Below are 17,927 nucleotides of genomic sequence, written 5' to 3'. Positions count from 1 at the left end.
GGAGCCAACCCGCATGCCCCATCGAATCCTCCAGGCAGCCGGCAGCCGTGTGCTGGTCCGCGATCCTGCCGCCGGGCCAGTCCAACGCGAAAGCGATGCGCTCGACCTCGTCGCGCTCGCGCATGAGCACGAAGCCGACTGGGTCGCGGTCCCCGCGAACGCGCTGCACGACGACTTCTACCGGCTCGACAGCGGGCTGGCGGGCGCCGTCCTGCAGAAGCTCGTCAACTACGGAGTCAGGCTCGGCGTGGTCGGTGACATCGAGCGCTGGCTTGCGCGCAGCGAAGCGCTTCGCGCGCTCGTTCGCGAATCCAATCGCGGGCAAGCGGTGTGGTTCGTCGCGAACGAGGATGACCTGCTGCGCAAGCTCGGCGCGTGACGTGTCGTCCAGCCCCGCTCCGGACGAAAAAAAGCCCCGAAGGCCGGACAACCTTCGGGGCTTTTTTGCGAATGTTGCGCGAGCCGCCTGCAGCAGGCAGCCCGAGTGACCGGCGTCAGACCACCGTAATCGCGAGCGCGCTTTCGCGGTAATGCTTCGCCGCCTTGTCGGTTTCGCCGAGATGCTCGAACAGGCGCGCGAGCGCGCGATGCGTACGCACCTTCAGCGCCTCGTTGTCGGCCAGCTTCAGTGCCGATTCGAGGAACGACTGCGCCTTGCCCCACAGTTGCTGCTGCTGGCACAGGCGGCCGAGTGCGAACAGCAGGTCGGCATCGTCCGGGTGATCCTTCTTCCACCCTTCCGCCTTCTGGATCAGCGGCAGCGCATCGGCGCCGGCCGTGTCCGGGTAACGGCGCAGCAGGCGGGCATCCCAGTTGTGCGCGAGCGCGTCCTCGACGATGCGGCGCGCCTCGTTGCGGCGCTCGAGCGGGACGAGCAGATCGGCCGCGAGATCGGCGAGACGCGGCGACTGGCGCTCGACCGGCGACAGCGATTGCCACACCTCGAGCAGCGCATCCGGGTCGTGCCGGCGTTCGCGCAGCAGGTTTTCCGCAGCCTGCTGGCGCAGCCGCACGGCCGCGGCCGGATGCAGCGCCTCGCGCTTCTCGAGCGCCTTCGCGAGCTTCAGCACCTCGGCCCAGTTCTTCAGCTGCTGCTGCGCACGCAGCGCGACCTGCTGCGCATGGATGCGCTTGCCGCCCGCCTGCAGGTCGGCCAGCGCGGCAAGGGCGCCGTCGGCATCGCGCGCATCCGCCCGCATGTCGGCCGCGGCGAGCAGCCGTGCGTCCTGCCATTCCGGCGCGTCGACCTTCGACAGCCAGTCGTCGCGGCGCGTGTACTCGTGCATCCGGTGCGCGGCCGTGGCCGCGACGAGACTCGCCGCGCCCTGGTTCGCATCGACCGACAGCGCTTCGCGTGCAGCCTTCTCCGCCCGCGAGAAGCGGCCCGCGTACAGGTTCGCGATCGCGTCGCGCAGCGATGCCTGCGCCTTCTCGTTGCGCGAACGCGCCCGATACGCGGCGACCCGCTGCGGCATGCGCCAGATGTTGCGCACGATGCGCAGCAGCGCATACACGACGATGAACAGCACGACGATCGCGATCACGAACAGGTTCAGCGACACGTCGATCCGGTACGGCGGATAGACGAGCAGTACCTGCCCCGCATCGAAACGGCCGACGGTGGCAAGCGCAGCGGCGATCGCGAACAGGACCGCGAGCCAGACGATTCCTCGAAGCGTCATCGTTACCCCCGGCTCTTGAACTGCTGAACGGCGTTCAGGCTGGTGTTCAGGTTCGGCACCGCAACCGTCAGCGACGCGCCGTCCACCTGCTTGAGCAGATCCTCGACGGTCTGCGTGTCCTTCGATGCCTGGTCGAAATACTTCCCGAGCGACGCCTGCGCGGCGTGCAGGTCGGCCTTCATCGCGCTGTCGTTGCGCGCGAGCAGCGACAGGCGCGCGGTCAGCAGGCGCAGCTTCACGTTCTCGCGCACGAAGTAGCCCTGGTCGGGCGACGCGAGCATGGCATCGGCGTTGTCGATCCGGCGCACCTGCACGAGCCCCTTCAACTGCTGGCCGAGGCCGGCCGAGAAGTCGTGCCACCACACCTTCCAGCGCGGCTCGCCGGCCACGGCCACGGCCGACGACGAGGCGTCGGCCGGCGCGACCTTCGGCGCCTCGTGCGGGACGATCGCCTCGCCGGACAGCGGCAGCGCGTCGATCTTCGCGATCGCGTCGTCGAGCTTGATCGCAAGGCCGGTGAGGTCGGCCGACGGTGCAGCCTTCAGCTTCTCGATGTCCAGCGCGAGCGCCTTGCGCACCGTGACGGCCTGCGCGCTCTGCGACGTCGCGAGGCGCGCGTCGGCGTTCTGCAGCGCGATCAGCGCGAGCTGCGTGTTGCCGGTCAGTTGAAGCTGCTGGCTCGCGCTCGACAGCATCTGGTCGACTTCCTCGAGCATCCAGGCATCGCGGTTGCGCGACAGGTCCTGGTATTGCTGCTGCAGCGCCTGCTGCGCGCTCTGCGCGTCGGCGAGCTTGCCGTCGAGCTGCGCGAGCTGCGTGTCGACCTGGTGCGTGCTCGCGAGCGCCTGCTCGGTCTTCAGGCGCGTCTCGGCCGTCTGCGCATCGAGCGCCTTCTGGCGCGCGACGAACGTGCCGTCGAGCCGGTCGATCTTGCGGTTCAGCGCGTAGCCGCCGACGCCCGCCGCGCAGCCGAGCACGACGACGACGAACCACAGCACCGCGCTGCCGCCGCGGCGCGCGGGCGGTTCGGACGCCATATAGGCGGGACGGGACGGCGGTGCGGATGCAGCGGCCGGCTGGGAAGCGACGCTGTTGGAATCGTTGGTATCTGTCATGCGTTTAGTCACCGGTGCGGCTGTCGCCGGTTGGACGGCCTGGTCGGCCATCGTTCGAAACGCGCGGACGATGCGCTCATCGCCCGCGCCGGTCAGCGTAATCCTATCAAAACCCAATGCGCGCGCGGTCTGCTCGATCCGCGGATGCGGCGTCACGAGCGGCGCGTGCTTCAGCGCGTCGATCTCGGCATCGTTCAGATGCGCCCGCGCGAGTTCGTGCAGGTTGCGCACGCCTTCCGAGCTCGTGACGAGCCACGCATGCGGCTCGCCGTCGAGCAGCGCATGCACGCGCTCCCACGCGCCGACGCGCGGATCGGGCACGACGCGCCGATACGCGGCGACGAGCGTGACATCCGCGCCGGCCTCGCGCAGCCGGTCGGCGAGCCATTCGCGCCCGCCGTCGCCGCGCACGATCAGCACGCGCTTGCCCGCCAGCGCCTGCGCGCCGCCAAACGCGGCCTCGATGCACGCGAACAGGCTTTCCGAATCGTAATGGGGTACGCCTCCGTCGGCCGGCGCCTGCGGCGCGATCACGCGATACGCGGGCGCCGCGATGCCGTGACGCTCGAGCGCCGCGACGCTGCCGGGCCCGACCACGCCGACCGGCAGCGCGTTCGGCCAGATCGCGCCGTACTGCGTGAGCGCGCGGTCGATCGCGTTCGGCGACACGAAAATCACCAGCGCGTAGTCGGCGAGCGCCGCGAACGCTGCGTCGAGCGGCGCAGGATCGTCGAGCGGCGCGATGTCGATCAACGGGAATTCGAGCACGTCGCAGCCGGCCTCGGCCAGCTGCGACGCAAGCGCGCCGGACTGGCCGTCCGGGCGCGTCAGGACAGCGGTGAACGCGCGCGCGCCGCCCGCCATCAGGCGTCGCCCTTGCCGGCGGGCGGCGAGCCCGCGAGCAGCGCATGGACGATGTCGAGCGCGCCTTGCGCCTCGAGTTCGTCGGACACGGCGCGGCCGAGCGCGAGCGCATCGGCGACGGTCATGACGGCCCCGCACGCCTCGGCGGTCAGCACGCGTTTGCCGTCGGTCGTCGACACGCGGCCCGTCAGGTACAGTTCGCCCGCGCGCCACACCGCGTGCGCGGCGAGCGGCACCTCGCAGCTGCCGCCGAGCGCGCGCGACACCATCCGCTCGGCCTCGACCGCGAGCGCGGTCTGCGGGTCGTGCAGCGGCGCGAGCCACGCCGCGACGTCGCTGCGCTGCGATGCGATCTCGATGCCGAGCGCGCCCTGGCCCGCGGCGGGCGGGCTCGCCTCGACGTCGAGCAGCGCGCGGATCCGCGCGTCGAGGCCGAGGCGTTTCAGGCCGGCGGCCGCGAGGATGATCGCCGCGTAGTCGCCGCGATCGAGTTTCGACAGGCGCGTGTCGAGGTTGCCGCGCAGCGGCCGCACCTCCAGGTGCGGGTAGCGCGAGCGCAGCATCGCCTCGCGGCGCAGGCTCGACGTGCCCACCACGGCGCCGGACGGCAGCGCATCGAGCGACGCGTAGTCGTTCGACACGAATGCATCGCGCGGGTCCTCGCGCTCCATGATCGCGGCGAGGGAGAAGCCGTCGGGCAGCGCCATCGGCACGTCCTTCAGCGAATGCACGGCGAGATCGGCGCGGCCGTCGGCCAGCGCGGCCTCCAGTTCCTTCACGAACAGCCCCTTGCCGCCGACCTTCGACAGCGTGCGATCGAGAATCTGGTCGCCGCGCGTCGTCATCCCGAGGATTTTCACGTCACAAGCTGGATATAATTTGCGCAGCGCATCACGCACATGTTCGGCTTGCCACATCGCCAGGCGGCTTTCGCGCGAAGCAATCGTCAACGTCGCGGGCGGTTGTGCCTGTTGCGGCCCGGCCGCAGGGGTCTCGGAATTCATTGCTGGAACATCGAAGGACGGGATTGAAGATCGAACAATGGTAGCACGCACGCCCCTGCCCGCCCGGGCCCGGAGCCTGCGCCCGGCCTGCCGCCGAGCGGGTCGCGGCGCCGATGTGCGGATGCGCCGCACGTAGCTGGTTGCTTGACCGCAGTTTCGCAGTTTCCGCAGTTCCTTTTGACTCGAGCTTTCCCAAGGAAACCCATCGTGAAGTCTTCCGGATCGGCGCGTACGGCGCGCCGCAATGCTGCCCTGTCCTCCTCCGACGCCTCGACGGACACCGTCGCCACCACCGCGAACGGCCGTGCGAAAACGGCAACGAAACCGAAAGACCCGATACGTCAGACAAAACGCACGACGAACGCCGCCGGCCCGGCCGCCCGCACCGCGGCCCGCACGGCCGGCGCGACGAAGTCCGGCACGCGCACGCGCGAGGACAAGGACGGCCCGCTGTTCGAGGACATCCGCTTCCTCGGCCGCCTGCTCGGCGACGTCGTGCGCGAACAGGAAGGCGACACCGTGTTCGACGTCGTCGAGACGATCCGCCAGACCGCGGTCAAGTTCCGCCGCGAGGACGACAGCGAAGCCGCGCAGACGCTCGAGAAGAAGCTGCGCAAGCTGACGCCGGAGCAGACGGTGAGCGTCGTGCGCGCGTTCAGCTATTTCTCACACCTCGCGAACATCGCGGAAGACCGCCACCACAACCGCCGCCGCCGCATCCACGCGCTGGCCGGCTCCGCGTCGCAGCCCGGCACGGTCGCGTACGCGCTCGAACAGCTGAAGACGACCGGCAACGCGTCGAAGCGCCTGCTGCAGCGCTTCTTCGACGATGCGCTGATCGTGCCGGTGCTGACCGCGCACCCGACCGAAGTGCAGCGCAAGAGCATTCTCGACGCGCAGCACGACATCGCGCGCCTGCTCGCCGAGCGCGACCAGGAACTGACGAGCCGCGAGCGCCAGCACAACGAAGCGATGCTGCGCGCGCGCGTGACCGCGCTGTGGCAGACCCGCATGCTGCGCGACGCGCGCCTGACGGTCGGCGACGAGATCGAGAACGCGCTGTCGTACTACCGCGCGACGTTCCTCGACGAACTGCCCGCGCTGTACGGCGACATCGAGGCCGCACTCGCCGAGCACGGCCTGTCCGCACGCGTACCCGCGTTCTTCCAGATGGGCAGCTGGATCGGCGGCGACCGCGACGGCAACCCGAACGTGACCGCGGCAACGCTCGACGAAGCGATCAACCGCCAGGCCGCCGTGATCCTCGAGCACTATCTGGAACAGGTGCACAAGCTCGGCGCCGAGCTGTCGGTGTCAAACCTGCTCGTCGGCGCGAACGACGCCGTGAAGGCGCTCGCGGCAGCATCCCCCGACCAGTCGCCGCACCGCGTCGACGAGCCGTATCGCCGCGCGCTGATCGGCATCTACACGCGCCTCGCGGCAAGCGCGCGCGTGCGTCTCGGCGAAGGCACGGTGCCCGTGCGCAGCGCGGGCCGCGGTGCGCCGCCCGTGCGCGCGATCCCGTATGCGGATTCCGACGCGTTCGTCGCCGACCTGAAGGTGCTGACCGCGTCGCTGGACGAACACCACGGCACGTCGCTCGCCGCGCCGCGCCTCGCGCCGCTCGTGCGCGCGGCCGAAGTGTTCGGCTTCCATCTCGCGAGCATCGACCTGCGCCAGAGCTCCGACATCCACGAAGCCGTGGTCGCCGAACTGTTCGCACGCGCGGGCGTCGAGGCCGACTACGCGGCACTCGCCGAGGAAGACAAGCTGCGCGTGCTGCTCGCCGCGCTCGCCGATCCGCGTCCGCTGCGCTCGCCGTACCTCGAATACTCGGCACTCGCGCAGAGCGAGCTCGGCGTGTTCGAGAAGGCCCGCGAAGTGCGCGCGCAATTCGGCGCACGCGCGGTGCGCAACTACATCATTTCGCATACGGAAACCGTCAGCGACCTCGTCGAGGTGCTGCTGCTGCAGAAGGAGACGGGCCTGCTCGAAGGCGCGCTCGGCGTACCGGGCGGCGATGCGAGGAACAGCCTGATGGTGATCCCGCTGTTCGAGACGATTCCCGACCTGCGCGACGCCGCGCGCATCATGCGCGAGTACTTCGCATTGCCGGGCATCGACGCGCTGATCGCGCACCAGGGCGCCGAGCAGGAAGTGATGCTCGGCTATTCGGACAGCAACAAGGACGGCGGCTTCCTCACGTCGAACTGGGAGCTGTATCGCGCGGAGCTCGCGCTCGTCGACCTGTTCCGCGACCGCAAGATCACGCTGCGCCTGTTCCACGGCCGCGGCGGCACGGTCGGCCGCGGCGGCGGCCCGACCTACCAGGCGATCCTGTCGCAGCCGCCGGGCACCGTGAACGGCCAGATCCGCCTGACCGAACAGGGCGAGGTGATCGCGAGCAAGTTCGCGAACCCGGAGATCGGTCGCCGCAACCTCGAGACGGTCGTCGCCGCGACGCTCGAAGCGACGCTCCTGCCGCAGAACAACGCGCCCGCGCAGTTGCCGGCGTTCGAGGCCGCGATGCAGACGCTGTCCGATTCGGCGATGGCCGCGTACCGTGCGCTCGTCTATGAAACCCCGGGCTTCACCGACTATTTCTTCTCGTCGACGCCGATCACCGAGATCGCCGAGCTGAACATCGGCAGCCGCCCGGCTTCGCGCAAGCTGCAGGATCCGAAGCAGCGCAAGATCGAGGACCTGCGCGCGATTCCGTGGGGCTTCTCGTGGGGCCAGTGCCGGCTGCTGCTGACGGGCTGGTATGGCTTCGGCAGCGCGGTGAGCGCGTATCTCGACGGCGCGCAGGACGACGCCGAGCGCACGAAGCGCGTCGCGCTGCTGAAGAAGATGAACAAGACCTGGCCGTTCTTCTCGAACCTGCTGTCGAACATGGACATGGTGCTCGCGAAGACCGATCTCGCGGTCGCGTCGCGCTACGCGCAGCTCGTTTCCGATCGCAAGCTGCGCAAGCACGTGTTCGAGCGGATCGTCGCGGAATGGGAGCGCACGTCGCAGGCGCTGGCGGAAATCACCGGGCACGAAGGCCGCCTCGCGACCAACCCGCTGCTCGCGCGCTCGATCAAGAACCGCTTCCCGTATCTCGATCCGCTGAACCACCTGCAGGTCGAGCTGATCAAGCGTCACCGCGCGGGCGACACGAACGCGCGGCTGCGCCGCGGGATTCACCTGACGATCAACGGAATCGCGGCCGGCCTGCGCAACACCGGCTGACCCGCCTGCGGCGCGGTGGGATTCCGCGCCGACCGACATCGTGGAAGCCGCGATACGCGATGGTGCGTATCGCGGCTTTTTTCATGCGCGGGCAAAACCGCCGCGGCGCACCTCGCGCTCAGTGCGCGTCGATCAGCAACGCGTCGTGTTCGAACGAACCGTCGGGCTGCACCGCGTAGTAGCCGCGCACCTCGTCGGGCGCATGCGCCCACAGCGCGCGAATGCCGGTGACGCTATCGGCCGGCGTGCGGATGCGCGCGACCCACGTATCGAAATCGATCGGCAGCCGCCAGCGGCTGTGCACCTGCGCGTCGAAGCCGGCTGCGCGGAACATCGCGAGCCATTCGTCCGCACGGTAGTCGCGCACGTGCGACGCGTCGCGCAGCACTTCCGCGGCCTGCAGGTAGGTATCGAGAAGCGGATGGTCGTTGCCGGCGATATCGATCATCAGCACGCGGCCGCCCGGTTTCAGCACGCGGCGCACCTCGGCGAGCGCCGCGCGCATGTCGTGCCAGTGGTGCGCGCTCATCCGGCTCACGACCCAGTCGAACGTCGCCGGGTCGAACGGCAGTTGCTCGGCCGGGCCCTGCTGCGTGCGGATGTTCGCGAGCCCGCGTTCGCGCGCGGCCGCGTCGACGGTCGCGAGCATCTGCGCGGCGAGATCGTAGGCGACCACGTCGCGCACGTGCGGCGCGACCGCGAAGCTCGCATGGCCGGCGCCGCAGCCGAGATCGAGCACTGCGGCGTCGGGCGTTGCGCACACCGCATCGGCGAGCGTCTGCAGATCGGCGCCCGTCGCATGGACCGTGCTCGTCAGATAGGCGGCGGCCGTCGTGCCGAATGCGTCGGCGACCTGGTCGTGGTGTTTCATCGTTCGCTCCTTTGTACCGTTGCCGGCACGACAGACGCCTGCGCGCCTGTACCGGCCCCATGCAACGCGTTTTGTGGGACGCGCGCTGCCCTGCCAGCACGCGAGCCGCTACAATAGGCCTGCGGTTGTACCAGTACAAGTTAAGCAGTTATTCTGGTATTCGATACACCTGCCTGATCGTTGCCGCGTCCCCGCTTCCCTTTCACCGTTTCCGCATGAACAACCCGTCCTCCGCCCCGGTCCCGCCGCTCGACGCCACACCCGCCCGTGCACTCGGCGAATTCATCCGCGCCCACCGCGAGCGGCTGCCGCCGCAGGCCGTCGGCCTGCCGCCCGGCCCGCGCCGCCGCACGCCGGGGCTGCGGCGCGAGGAAGTCGCGCAACTGTGCGGCGTCAGCCCGACCTGGTACACGTGGATCGAGCAAGGCCGCCCCGTGTCCGCGTCGGCCGACGCGCTCGCGCGGATCGCCGTTGCGCTGCAACTGTCGAAGGCCGAGCGCGCGTACCTGTTCGAGCTGGCCGCGCAGCGCGACCCGGCCGAACCCGACGTCGCGGGCGGCGACCTGCCGCCGACGCTCGCCGCGACCGTCGCGGCAATCGCAACACCCGCGTACGTGCTCGACCGGCAATGGAACGCACTCGCATGGAACGCACCGGCCGCCGCGCTCTTTTCCGGCTGGCTCGATGGCGACCACGACCGCAACCTGCTGCGCTTCACGTTCATGTCGCCCGCCGCGCGCACGCTGATCGTCGACTGGGAAACCCGCGCGCGGCGGCTCGCGGCCGAATTCCGCGCCGATTCGATCCGTCACCTGGCCGATGCGCCCACTCGCGCGCTGATCGACGCACTGACGGCCGGCAGCGATGCGTTCGCGCAGTACTGGGCGTCGCAGGACGTGTTCGAACGCGAAGGCGGCCTCCGCGAATTCGACCATCCGGCCGACGGTCGCCTCGTGTACCAGCAGATCACGCTGAAGCCCGCGCACCGCGAGGACCTGAAGCTGGTGGTGCTGGTGCGCGACTGAACGGGCCGGCACGCGCCTGCGCGCCGCCGCGAACGGCGGCACGGCGCGGCGGGCAGGCCCGCGAATGTTAGAATCGCGGGATTCCCTCGGCGGCGCACGCCGCCCAAACATCCCCCTTCGAAGAATCGCCATGACGTCCCAACTGCACAAAAAGGGCGAGGCCTGGTCGGCCCGCTTCTCGGAACCGATGTCGGAGCTGGTCAAGCGCTACACGTCATCGGTATTTTTCGACAAGCGCCTCGCGCTCGTCGACATCGCCGGCTCGCTCGCGCACGCGAACATGCTCGCCGCGCAGAAGATCATCAGCGCCGACGACCTGGCCGCGATCGAACGCGGGATGACGCAGATCAAGGGGGAAATCGAGCGCGGCGAATTCGAATGGCAGCTCGACCTGGAAGACGTCCACCTGAACATCGAGGCGCGCCTGACCGCGCTGATCGGCGACGCCGGCAAGCGCCTGCACACGGGGCGCTCGCGTAACGACCAGGTCGCGACCGACATCCGCCTGTGGCTGCGCGGCGAGATCGACCGTATCGGCGGCCTGCTGAACGACCTGCGCGGCGCGCTGCTCGATCTCGCGGAACAGAACGCCGACACGATCATGCCGGGCTTCACGCACCTGCAGGTCGCCCAGCCCGTCACGTTCGGCCACCACCTGCTCGCGTACGTCGAGATGTTCTCGCGCGATGCGGAGCGCATGCGCGACTGCCGCACCCGCGTGAACCGCCTGCCGCTCGGCGCGGCCGCACTCGCCGGTACGAGCTACCCGATCGATCGTCACGCCGTCGCGAAGACGCTCGGCTTCGACGGTATCTGCACGAACTCGCTCGACGCGGTGTCGGATCGCGATTTCGCGATCGAATTCACGGCCGCCTCCGCACTCGTGATGACGCACGTGTCGCGCTTCTCCGAAGAACTCGTGCTGTGGATGAGCCCGCGCGTCGGCTTCATCGACATCGCCGACCGCTTCTGCACCGGCAGCTCGATCATGCCGCAGAAGAAGAACCCGGACGTGCCCGAACTCGCGCGCGGCAAGACGGGCCGCGTGAACGGCCACCTGATGGCGCTGCTGACGCTGATGAAGGGCCAGCCGCTCGCGTACAACAAGGACAACCAGGAAGACAAAGAACCGCTGTTCGACACGGTCGATACCGTCGCCGACACGCTGCGGATCTTCGCCGAGATGGTTGCCGGCATCACCGTGAAGCCGGACGCGATGCGCGCGGCCGCGCTGCAGGGCTTCTCGACCGCCACCGACCTCGCCGACTACCTCGTGAAGCGCGGCCTGCCGTTCCGCGACGCGCACGAAGCCGTCGCGCACGCCGTGAAGATCTGCGACGACCGCGGCATCGACCTGGCTGACCTGACGCTCGACGAGATGAAGCAGGAACTGCCGAACGTCGCGCACCTGATCGGCGAAGACGTGTTCGGCTACCTGACGCTCGAGGGCTCGGTCGCCAGCCGCAACCACCCGGGCGGCACCGCGCCCGACCAGGTGCGTGCAGCGGTCAAGGCTGCGCGCGCCGCGCTCGGCCAGTAAGCCTGCTGTTGCGGACGGACGCCTTCGGCGTCCGTTTTTCGTTCGGGCGGCTGTCGCGCCGCCCATCGCCTTCCCTGCTTCCCGAATGCCGCCGATGACTTTTTCCGCCGCGCTCTTCGACATGGACGGCCTGCTCGTCGATTCCGAGCGGACCATCATGAACACGTGGATCGACGTGTCGAATGCGCACGGCGTCACGCTGACCATCACCGACTACCTGCAGATCGTCGGCCGCTCGTTCGCCGAAGGCCAGATCATCCTCGCACGCCTGATCGGCAACCCCGATACGTTCGACGCGGTGCGCACCCGTGTGCGCGAGCAACTCGCGGCACCCGAGCCGCATCCGAAGTTTCCGCTGAAGCCCGGCGCGTTCGCGCTGCTCGACGCGCTCGCGCAGGCCGGCATTCCGTGCGCGGTCGCGTCGTCGTCCGCGTGCGACGTGATCCGCGCGCGGCTCGACGCGGTCGGCGTGCTGCCGTACTTCCGCGCGATCGCGGGCGGCGACGAAGTCGCGCGCGGCAAGCCCGACCCGGCCGTCTACCGGCTCGCGGCCGAGCGCCTCGGCGTGCCGGCACACGCGTGCGTCGCATTCGAGGACAGCGACTTCGGCGCGCAGTCGGCCGCCGGCGCGGGCGCATCGGTCGTCACCGTGCCCGACCTGAAGGCGCCGACGCCCGAAATCGTCGCGCTGAGCCTCCACGTGCTCGCCTCGCTCGACGATGCGGTCGCGCTCGTGCCGTCGTGGTTCGGCGGGCGCGACACGCAACGGCCGGCATAGATCACCTGCCGCCCAATGCAAAAACGGGCACCCTTGGGTGCCCGTTTTGCGTTATCGCCGTACAACCGGCTTCGCGATTGCGCTTACTCGTTGCCGGCCGTCTCCGACAGCCGCTTCATCGTCGCAATGCGCGCGCCGATCAGGTCGACGCGGCCGTCCTCGCCGACGAGCGGCGCCGTCGCATCGCGGAACCCGACCCACGCGCGCTGCGCGCGGACGAGCGTCACGGCCGAATGCGCGGGCATCTTGCGGCGCAGCTTCTGGTAATAGCGGTTCAGGTCGAACAGCGCGTGCTCGCACGCGGCGTCCTGTTCGCACGGCCGCACGCGGCGCACGGCCGGATCGCGCGGCGCGTTCGCCGGCTTGCCGTTCGGTTTGGCCGCGCTCGGGGCACCGCTCGCGCTACCCTGCGCGCCGCTCGCGGCCGCGACCGGCACGGCGGCCGGCGGAGGCGCATAGCGATCGGCGGCACCGCGCAGCGCCAGCGCGCGATCGCGCACGGGCTGCAGTTGCAGGTCGGCCCTCGACATCGCGTACGACGTGCCGCGCGTCGTGTCGTACACCGCCTTCAGCAGATGCGCTTCGTCCTTGCGCCACGTGAGCCAGTGACGCTGGCTGTCCTGCCAGCCGCGCTTCGCGTCGGCCGGCGCATCCTTCAACAGGCGCTGATACGCGCCGTCCATCACGGCCTGCCACTGCTGCTGCGCTTCGCCCATGCACTGGATCTGGCCGGCCGGCGAGGACCGGTCGCGCCGCGCGAGGCATTGCCGCATCGCGACGTCGATCGGGTCGGCCGCCGCGACTTCCGCGTGTGCGACACCCGCGCCCGCCAGCCCGGCCGCCCCTGCCGCCCAGACGACGAGCGCGGCCAGCACCGCGCGCATCGCCTGGATTCGTCCGTGCGCAGCCATCAGTCGCGCACGCAGTCGACGAAGTACTCGACGCGGCCGTTCACCTCTTCCGCGACGAGGCCGTGGATGTCGGTGTGGAAGCCCGGGAAGCGTTCGTTGAAGTCGCGCGCGAACCGCAGGTAGTTCACGATCGTCTTGTTGAAGCGCTCGCCCGGGATCAGCAGCGGAATGCCCGGCGGGTACGGCGTGAGCAGGATGCTCGTCACGCGGCCTTCGAGCTCGTCGAGCGGCACGCGGTCGATCTTGCGGTGCGCGAGCTTCGCGAACGCGTCCGACGGCTTCATCGCCGGCTCCATGTCCGACAGGTACATCTCCGTCGTCAGGCGGGCGATGTCGTTCGCGCGGTACACGTCGTGGATCTGCGTGCACAGGTCGCGCAGGCCGACACGCTCGTAGCGCGGATGCTGCGCGACGAATTCCGGCAGCACGCGCCACAGCGGCTGGTTGTTGTCGTAGTCGTCCTTGAACTGCTGCAGCTCGGTCACCATCGAGTTCCAGCGGCCCTTCGTGATGCCGATCGTGAACATGATGAAGAACGAATACAGGCCGGTCTTCTCGACGATGATCCCGTGCTCGGCCAGGTACTTCGTGACGATCGCGGCCGGAATGCCGGTTTCGCCGAACTCGCCGTCGACGTCGAGCCCCGGCGTGATGATCGTCGCCTTGATCGGGTCGAGCATGTTGAAGCCTTCCGCGAGCGGGCCGAAGCCGTGCCAGTGGTCGTTCGGCTTCAGCATCCAGTCTTCGCGCGAACCGATGCCTTCCTCCGACAGGTTGTCCGGGCCCCACACGCTGAAGAACCAGTCGTCGCCGTATTCGGCGTCGACCTTGCGCATCGCGCGGCGGAAGTCGATCGCTTCCGCGATCGATTCCTCGACGAGCGCGGTGCCGCCCGGCGGCTCCATCATCGCGGCCGCGACGTCGCACGACGCGATGATCGCGTACTGCGGGCTCGTCGACGTGTGCATCAGGTACGCCTCGTTGAAGCGGTGCTTGTCGAACGTGCGGTTCTCCGAATCCTGCACGACGATCTGCGACGCCTGCGAGATGCCCGCGAGCAGCTTGTGCGTCGAGTGCGTCGCGAACACGAGCGCGCCGGTGCGCGGACGGCCGTCGCCGATCGCGTGCATGTCGCGGTAGAAGTCGTGGAACGTCGCATGCGGCAGCCACGCTTCGTCGAAGTGCAGCGTGTCGAGCAGGTCGCCGAGCAGGTCCTTGATCATCTCGACGTTGTAGACGACGCCGTCGTACGTGCTCTGCGTGATCGTCAGGATCCGCGGCTTCATGTCCGGGTTCTCGCGCAGCGCCTCGCGCGCGAACGGGTTCGCCTCGATCTTCTTGCGGATGTTCTCCGGCTTGAATTCGTCGCGCGGGATCGGCCCGATGATGCCGAAGTGATTGCGCGTCGGCGTGAGGAACACCGGAATCGCACCCGTCATCGTGATCGCGTGCAGGATCGACTTGTGGCAGTTGCGGTCGACCAGCACGATGTCGCCGGGTGCAACCGTCGCGTGCCAGACGATCTTGTTCGACGTCGACGTGCCGTTGGTCACGAAGAACAGGTGATCGGCGCTGAAGATGCGCGCCGCGTTGCGCTCGGACGCCGCGACCGGGCCCGTGTGGTCGAGCAGCTGGCCGAGTTCGTCCACCGCGTTGCAGACGTCCGCACGCAGCATGTTCTCGCCGAAGAACTGGTGGAACATCTGGCCGAGCGGGTTCTTCAGGAACGCGACGCCGCCCGAGTGGCCCGGGCAGTGCCACGAGTACGAGCCTTCGTCCGCGTACTTGACGAGTTCCTTGAAGAACGGCGGCGCGAGCGAGTCGAGATAGACCTTCGCCTCGCGGATGATGTGGCGCGCGACGAACTCCGGCGTGTCCTCGAACATGTGGATGAAGCCGTGCAGCTCGCGCAGGATGTCGTTCGGCAGGTGGCGCGACGTGCGCGTCTCGCCGTACAGGAAGATCGGGATGTCCGCGTTGCGGCGGCGCACTTCGGTGACGAACGCGCGCAGTTCGATGATCGCGGTCGCCAGCTCGGGCAGTTCGCCGTCCGGGCCGGTTTCGCCGAGCATGAGTTCGTCGTCGTCGATCGACAGGATGAAGCACGACGCGCGGCTCGACTGCTGCGCGAACGACGTCAGATCACCGTAGCTCGTGAGGCCGAGGACTTCGACGCCCTCCTTCTCGATCGCTTCGGCCAACGCCCGGATGCCGGAGCCCGAGATGTTCTCGGAGCGGAAATCTTCGTCGATGATGACGACGGGGAAACGAAACTTCATGGGCGATTCTCCAAAAAGAACGACCGCGGCGCGTCACGCGCAGCGGTCACCCGGAAACTGGTGAGACGTTATGCAACCAGATCAGGTTTTCGGCAGCGTGACACCACGCTGCCCCTGATACTTGCCGCCGCGATCGGCGTACGACACGTCGCACACTTCGTCGCTCTCGAAGAAGAGCACCTGCGCGACGCCTTCGTTCGCGTAGATCTTCGCGGGCAACGGCGTGGTGTTCGAGAATTCCAGCGTGACGTAGCCTTCCCACTCGGGTTCGAACGGCGTCACGTTGACGATGATCCCGCAGCGCGCATAGGTCGACTTGCCGAGGCAGACCGTCAGCACCGTGCGCGGGATGCGGAAATATTCGACGGTGCGGGCCAGCGCGAACGAGTTCGGCGGGATGATGCACACGTCGCCCTTGAAATCGACAAACGAACCCTCGTCGAAGTTCTTCGGGTCGACGATCGTCGAATTGATGTTCGTGAAGATCTTGAATTCGTCCGCGCAGCGGATGTCGTAGCCGTAGCTCGACGTGCCGTAGCTGACGATCCGGCGGCCGTCCTCGGACGCACGAACCTGATCGGGCACGAACGGCTCGATCATCTTGTGCTCTTCGGCCATGCGCCGAATCCATTTGTCGGACTTGATGCTCATGCCAGCCTCCGCCGGGTCGTCCCAAGGAGGCTGACGGCCCCCTGGAGGGGCAGCGAACAAAGTGAGCGTGGGGGTCGATTCATATCGGGGCGCCAGGAAACGCTGCGTGACGGAAAACGGAGGCCGCCATTCAGGACGGCGGCCGGGGAAAGGCCGACATTTTACGCGATCATCGGCCCGCGCACGCGGCGGCCGTCAACGGATCACGCCGCAGGCGAGCGCGGGCCCCGCGCCATGCTGCGCAAACGCGGGATCGCTCGGGTCGCGGTGCACCAGCGCCGCGCGGTTCATCGCCGAGCGCACGCCGTCGAGGGCCAGATCGGGCGCGACGATGAAGCCGGCCGCGACGCCGTTCGCGTCCGCGTGGATGTTGCCGAGATCGCCGGCGACGCGAGCGCCCGCGCGCAGCCGGTCGGCCGCCGGCGCGAACACCTGGCCGGCGCTCGAGCCGTCGCCCGCGTTGCAGTCGCCGCGTTCGTGTACCTGTAAAGCGTGATCGCTGTTCGGCGGCAGCCCGGCCAGGTTGTAGGTAACCTGCACGCCGTCCGGACGCTCGACGAACGTCACCGCGCCGCGCGTCTGCGAGCCGACCGTCGGCTGCAGTTGCGCGTCGGCCCGTTTTTCGTGCGACGAGGAAAAGGAGGTGCAGCCGGCCAGCAGGCCCAGCGCGGCGGCGGCCAGCAGCGCGCACCGCACGCGGCCGGCGCGCACGCCGTGATGTCGTTGTTTCATTCGATCCTCATGCCGGCTGGCAGCCGTTTGACACGACGGCCGCGCCGGGCAGGTAAAGGGACCCGGGAAAAGTCGCCATGATACCGCGCCTCGCGGCGCCGTAAACAGCGTGAGGCCCCGCCCCGCAAGGGTTTTACGTATTTTGAACAACGATCGACGGGAACTTCGACGTCATGTCGCGCGATCGCTCGGCAATCGCCAGCGCGACCCCGCGTGCGATGTCGCGGTAGCGACGCGCCAGCGCGCCTTCGGAATCGGCCACGACCGTCGGCGTGCCGCTGTCGGCCCGCTCGCGGATCGCGATGTCGAGCGGCAGGCTGCCGAGCACGTTCACGCCATAGTCCTTCGCCATCCGCTCGGCCCCGCCGGCGCCGAAGATGTGCTCCTCGTGGCCGCAGTTCGAACAGATGTGGATGCTCATGTTCTCGACGATGCCGAGGATCGGAATCCCGACTTTCTCGAACATCTTCAGGCCCTTCTTCGCGTCGAGCAGCGCGATGTCCTGCGGCGTCGTGACGATCACCGCGCCCGTGACAGGCACGCGCTGCGCGAGCGTGAGCTGGATGTCGCCCGTGCCGGGCGGCATGTCGACGATCAGGTAGTCGAGCTCGCGCCAGTTGGTCTGGCGCAGCAACTGTTCGAGCGCGGAGGTCGCCATCGGGCCGCGCCACACCATCGGGTTGTCTTCCTCGATCAGAAAGCCGATCGAGTTTGCCTGCAGCCCGTGGCCGACGAGCGGGTTCATCGACTGGTTGTCGGGCGACTCGGGGCGCTGGCCGTGGATACCGAGCATCGTCGGCAGCGACGGGCCGTAGATGTCGGCGTCGAGAATGCCGACCGACGCACCTTCCGCGGCGAGCGCGAGCGCGAGGTTGACGGCCGTCGTGCTCTTGCCGACGCCGCCCTTGCCCGACGCAACCGCCACGATGTTCTTCACGTTCGGCAGCAGCTTCACGCCACGCTGCACCGTGTGCGCGACGATCTCCTGCGACACCGCGACGCGCGCGTCGCGCACGCCGGCCACGGCCTGGAGCGCTGCGGCGATGCGAGCGCGCACGTCGTCGTGCTGGCTGCGCGCGGGATAACCGAGCACCACGTCGAGCGCCACGACGTCGCCGTCGATCGCGACGTTGCGCACGCCCTTGTTCGCCGCATACGGACGGCCGGTATTGGGGTCGACGACGGCCGCCAAAGCGGCGTCGACTTGTGCCCGGTCAATGCTCATCGAAACTCCGTGAAAA

General features: G+C 68.8%; 14 protein-coding genes. 5 read left to right on the top strand and 9 right to left on the bottom strand.

All coding sequences use genetic code 11. The features are described 5' to 3' along the window. The first annotated feature begins 13 nt into the window (after nucleotides 1-13). Nucleotides 14-379 (top strand): DUF4180 domain-containing protein, encoded by a 366-nt coding sequence (locus tag LGN17_RS23045; RefSeq protein WP_226198763.1) that lies wholly within the window; start codon nucleotides 14-16, stop codon nucleotides 377-379. A 115-nt stretch (nucleotides 380-494) separates the two neighbouring features. Here LGN17_RS23045 and LGN17_RS23040 read toward each other — a convergent pair whose 3' ends face one another. Genes LGN17_RS23040 through hemC form a run of 3 tightly spaced genes read right to left on the bottom strand, consistent with a single transcriptional unit; the run spans nucleotide 495 to nucleotide 4,665 of the window. Beyond that, nucleotides 495-1,682 carry a heme biosynthesis protein HemY gene (locus LGN17_RS23040; RefSeq protein WP_226198762.1) on the bottom strand — a complete coding sequence of 396 codons (1,188 nt, stop codon included), beginning with the start codon at nucleotides 1,680-1,682 and terminating at the stop codon, nucleotides 495-497. A gap of 2 nt (nucleotides 1,683-1,684) precedes the next feature. Beyond that, nucleotides 1,685-3,661: a fused uroporphyrinogen-III synthase HemD/membrane protein HemX gene (gene hemDX, locus LGN17_RS23035; RefSeq protein WP_226198761.1), complete on the bottom strand. Its 1,977-nt coding sequence runs from the start codon at nucleotides 3,659-3,661 to the stop codon at nucleotides 1,685-1,687. Next, a complete protein-coding gene (hemC, locus tag LGN17_RS23030) occupies nucleotides 3,661-4,665 on the bottom strand; it encodes a hydroxymethylbilane synthase (RefSeq protein ID WP_226198760.1) in 1,005 nt (334 codons plus the stop codon). Before hemC ends, hemDX begins: the two co-directional genes overlap by 1 nt. A gap of 207 nt (nucleotides 4,666-4,872) precedes the next feature. Between hemC and ppc the strand changes: the two genes are divergently transcribed. Then, entirely contained in the window at nucleotides 4,873-7,899 is a 3,027-nt protein-coding gene (gene ppc, locus LGN17_RS23025) for a phosphoenolpyruvate carboxylase (RefSeq protein WP_226198759.1), read from the top strand. 118 nt (nucleotides 7,900-8,017) lie between these two features. Here the strand turns inward: ppc and LGN17_RS23020 are convergent, their stop codons facing one another. Continuing rightward, on the bottom strand, nucleotides 8,018-8,770 hold the full coding sequence (locus tag LGN17_RS23020; RefSeq protein ID WP_226198758.1) for a class I SAM-dependent methyltransferase: 753 nt from the start codon (nucleotides 8,768-8,770) through the stop codon (nucleotides 8,018-8,020). A 215-nt stretch (nucleotides 8,771-8,985) separates the two neighbouring features. Between LGN17_RS23020 and LGN17_RS23015 the strand changes: the two genes are divergently transcribed. From LGN17_RS23015 to LGN17_RS23005, 3 genes are all read left to right on the top strand, one after another. Further along, complete coding sequence (locus tag LGN17_RS23015; RefSeq protein ID WP_226198757.1) at nucleotides 8,986-9,795, top strand: helix-turn-helix transcriptional regulator; 810 nt, start codon at nucleotides 8,986-8,988, stop codon at nucleotides 9,793-9,795. Between the two features lie 130 nt (nucleotides 9,796-9,925). Then, on the top strand, nucleotides 9,926-11,335 hold the full coding sequence (gene argH, locus LGN17_RS23010) for an argininosuccinate lyase (RefSeq protein WP_175951020.1): 1,410 nt from the start codon (nucleotides 9,926-9,928) through the stop codon (nucleotides 11,333-11,335). A 94-nt stretch (nucleotides 11,336-11,429) separates the two neighbouring features. Continuing rightward, nucleotides 11,430-12,113: an HAD family hydrolase gene (locus tag LGN17_RS23005; RefSeq protein WP_226198756.1), complete on the top strand. Its 684-nt coding sequence runs from the start codon at nucleotides 11,430-11,432 to the stop codon at nucleotides 12,111-12,113. A gap of 83 nt (nucleotides 12,114-12,196) precedes the next feature. Here LGN17_RS23005 and LGN17_RS23000 read toward each other — a convergent pair whose 3' ends face one another. From LGN17_RS23000 to apbC, 5 genes are all read right to left on the bottom strand, one after another. Next, nucleotides 12,197-13,024, bottom strand: coding sequence for a lysozyme inhibitor LprI family protein (locus tag LGN17_RS23000; RefSeq protein WP_226198755.1), 828 nt, complete (start codon nucleotides 13,022-13,024; stop codon nucleotides 12,197-12,199). Beyond that, on the bottom strand, nucleotides 13,024-15,303 hold the full coding sequence (locus tag LGN17_RS22995) for an arginine/lysine/ornithine decarboxylase (protein WP_006497175.1): 2,280 nt from the start codon (nucleotides 15,301-15,303) through the stop codon (nucleotides 13,024-13,026). The genes LGN17_RS23000 and LGN17_RS22995 overlap by 1 nt, the downstream gene beginning before the upstream one ends. An 81-nt stretch (nucleotides 15,304-15,384) precedes the next feature. Then, on the bottom strand, nucleotides 15,385-15,954 hold the full coding sequence (dcd, locus tag LGN17_RS22990; RefSeq protein ID WP_006398615.1) for a dCTP deaminase: 570 nt from the start codon (nucleotides 15,952-15,954) through the stop codon (nucleotides 15,385-15,387). A gap of 195 nt (nucleotides 15,955-16,149) precedes the next feature. After that, nucleotides 16,150-16,686 carry a superoxide dismutase [Cu-Zn] gene (gene sodC, locus LGN17_RS22985; RefSeq protein ID WP_175971270.1) on the bottom strand — a complete coding sequence of 179 codons (537 nt, stop codon included), beginning with the start codon at nucleotides 16,684-16,686 and terminating at the stop codon, nucleotides 16,150-16,152. 133 nt (nucleotides 16,687-16,819) lie between these two features. Next, complete coding sequence (apbC, locus tag LGN17_RS22980) at nucleotides 16,820-17,911, bottom strand: iron-sulfur cluster carrier protein ApbC (protein WP_226198754.1); 1,092 nt, start codon at nucleotides 17,909-17,911, stop codon at nucleotides 16,820-16,822. Between the last annotated feature and the right edge of the window lie 16 nt (nucleotides 17,912-17,927).

The organism is Burkholderia sp. AU30280, assembly GCF_020420125.1.
Classification (GTDB): Bacteria; Pseudomonadota; Gammaproteobacteria; order Burkholderiales; family Burkholderiaceae; genus Burkholderia.
This window is presented reverse-complemented; position numbering and strand designations above follow the sequence as displayed.

Bases quoted from the DNA above. Each gene is read 5' to 3' on its own strand.
- LGN17_RS23045 (WP_226198763.1), top strand. From the start codon at position 14: ATGCCCCATCGAATCCTCCAGGCAGCCGGCAGCCGTGTGCTGGTCCGC.
- LGN17_RS23040 (WP_226198762.1), bottom strand. From the start codon at position 1,682: ATGACGCTTCGAGGAATCGTCTGGCTCGCGGTCCTGTTCGCGATCGCC.
- hemDX (WP_226198761.1), bottom strand. From the start codon at position 3,661: ATGGCGGGCGGCGCGCGCGCGTTCACCGCTGTCCTGACGCGCCCGGAC.
- hemC (WP_226198760.1), bottom strand. From the start codon at position 4,665: ATGAATTCCGAGACCCCTGCGGCCGGGCCGCAACAGGCACAACCGCCC.
- LGN17_RS23020 (WP_226198758.1), bottom strand. From the start codon at position 8,770: ATGAAACACCACGACCAGGTCGCCGACGCATTCGGCACGACGGCCGCC.
- LGN17_RS23015 (WP_226198757.1), top strand. From the start codon at position 8,986: ATGAACAACCCGTCCTCCGCCCCGGTCCCGCCGCTCGACGCCACACCC.
- argH (WP_175951020.1), top strand. From the start codon at position 9,926: ATGACGTCCCAACTGCACAAAAAGGGCGAGGCCTGGTCGGCCCGCTTC.
- LGN17_RS23005 (WP_226198756.1), top strand. From the start codon at position 11,430: ATGACTTTTTCCGCCGCGCTCTTCGACATGGACGGCCTGCTCGTCGAT.
- LGN17_RS23000 (WP_226198755.1), bottom strand. From the start codon at position 13,024: ATGGCTGCGCACGGACGAATCCAGGCGATGCGCGCGGTGCTGGCCGCG.
- LGN17_RS22995 (WP_006497175.1), bottom strand. From the start codon at position 15,303: ATGAAGTTTCGTTTCCCCGTCGTCATCATCGACGAAGATTTCCGCTCC.
- dcd (WP_006398615.1), bottom strand. From the start codon at position 15,954: ATGAGCATCAAGTCCGACAAATGGATTCGGCGCATGGCCGAAGAGCAC.
- sodC (WP_175971270.1), bottom strand. From the start codon at position 16,686: ATGAAACAACGACATCACGGCGTGCGCGCCGGCCGCGTGCGGTGCGCG.
- apbC (WP_226198754.1), bottom strand. From the start codon at position 17,911: ATGAGCATTGACCGGGCACAAGTCGACGCCGCTTTGGCGGCCGTCGTC.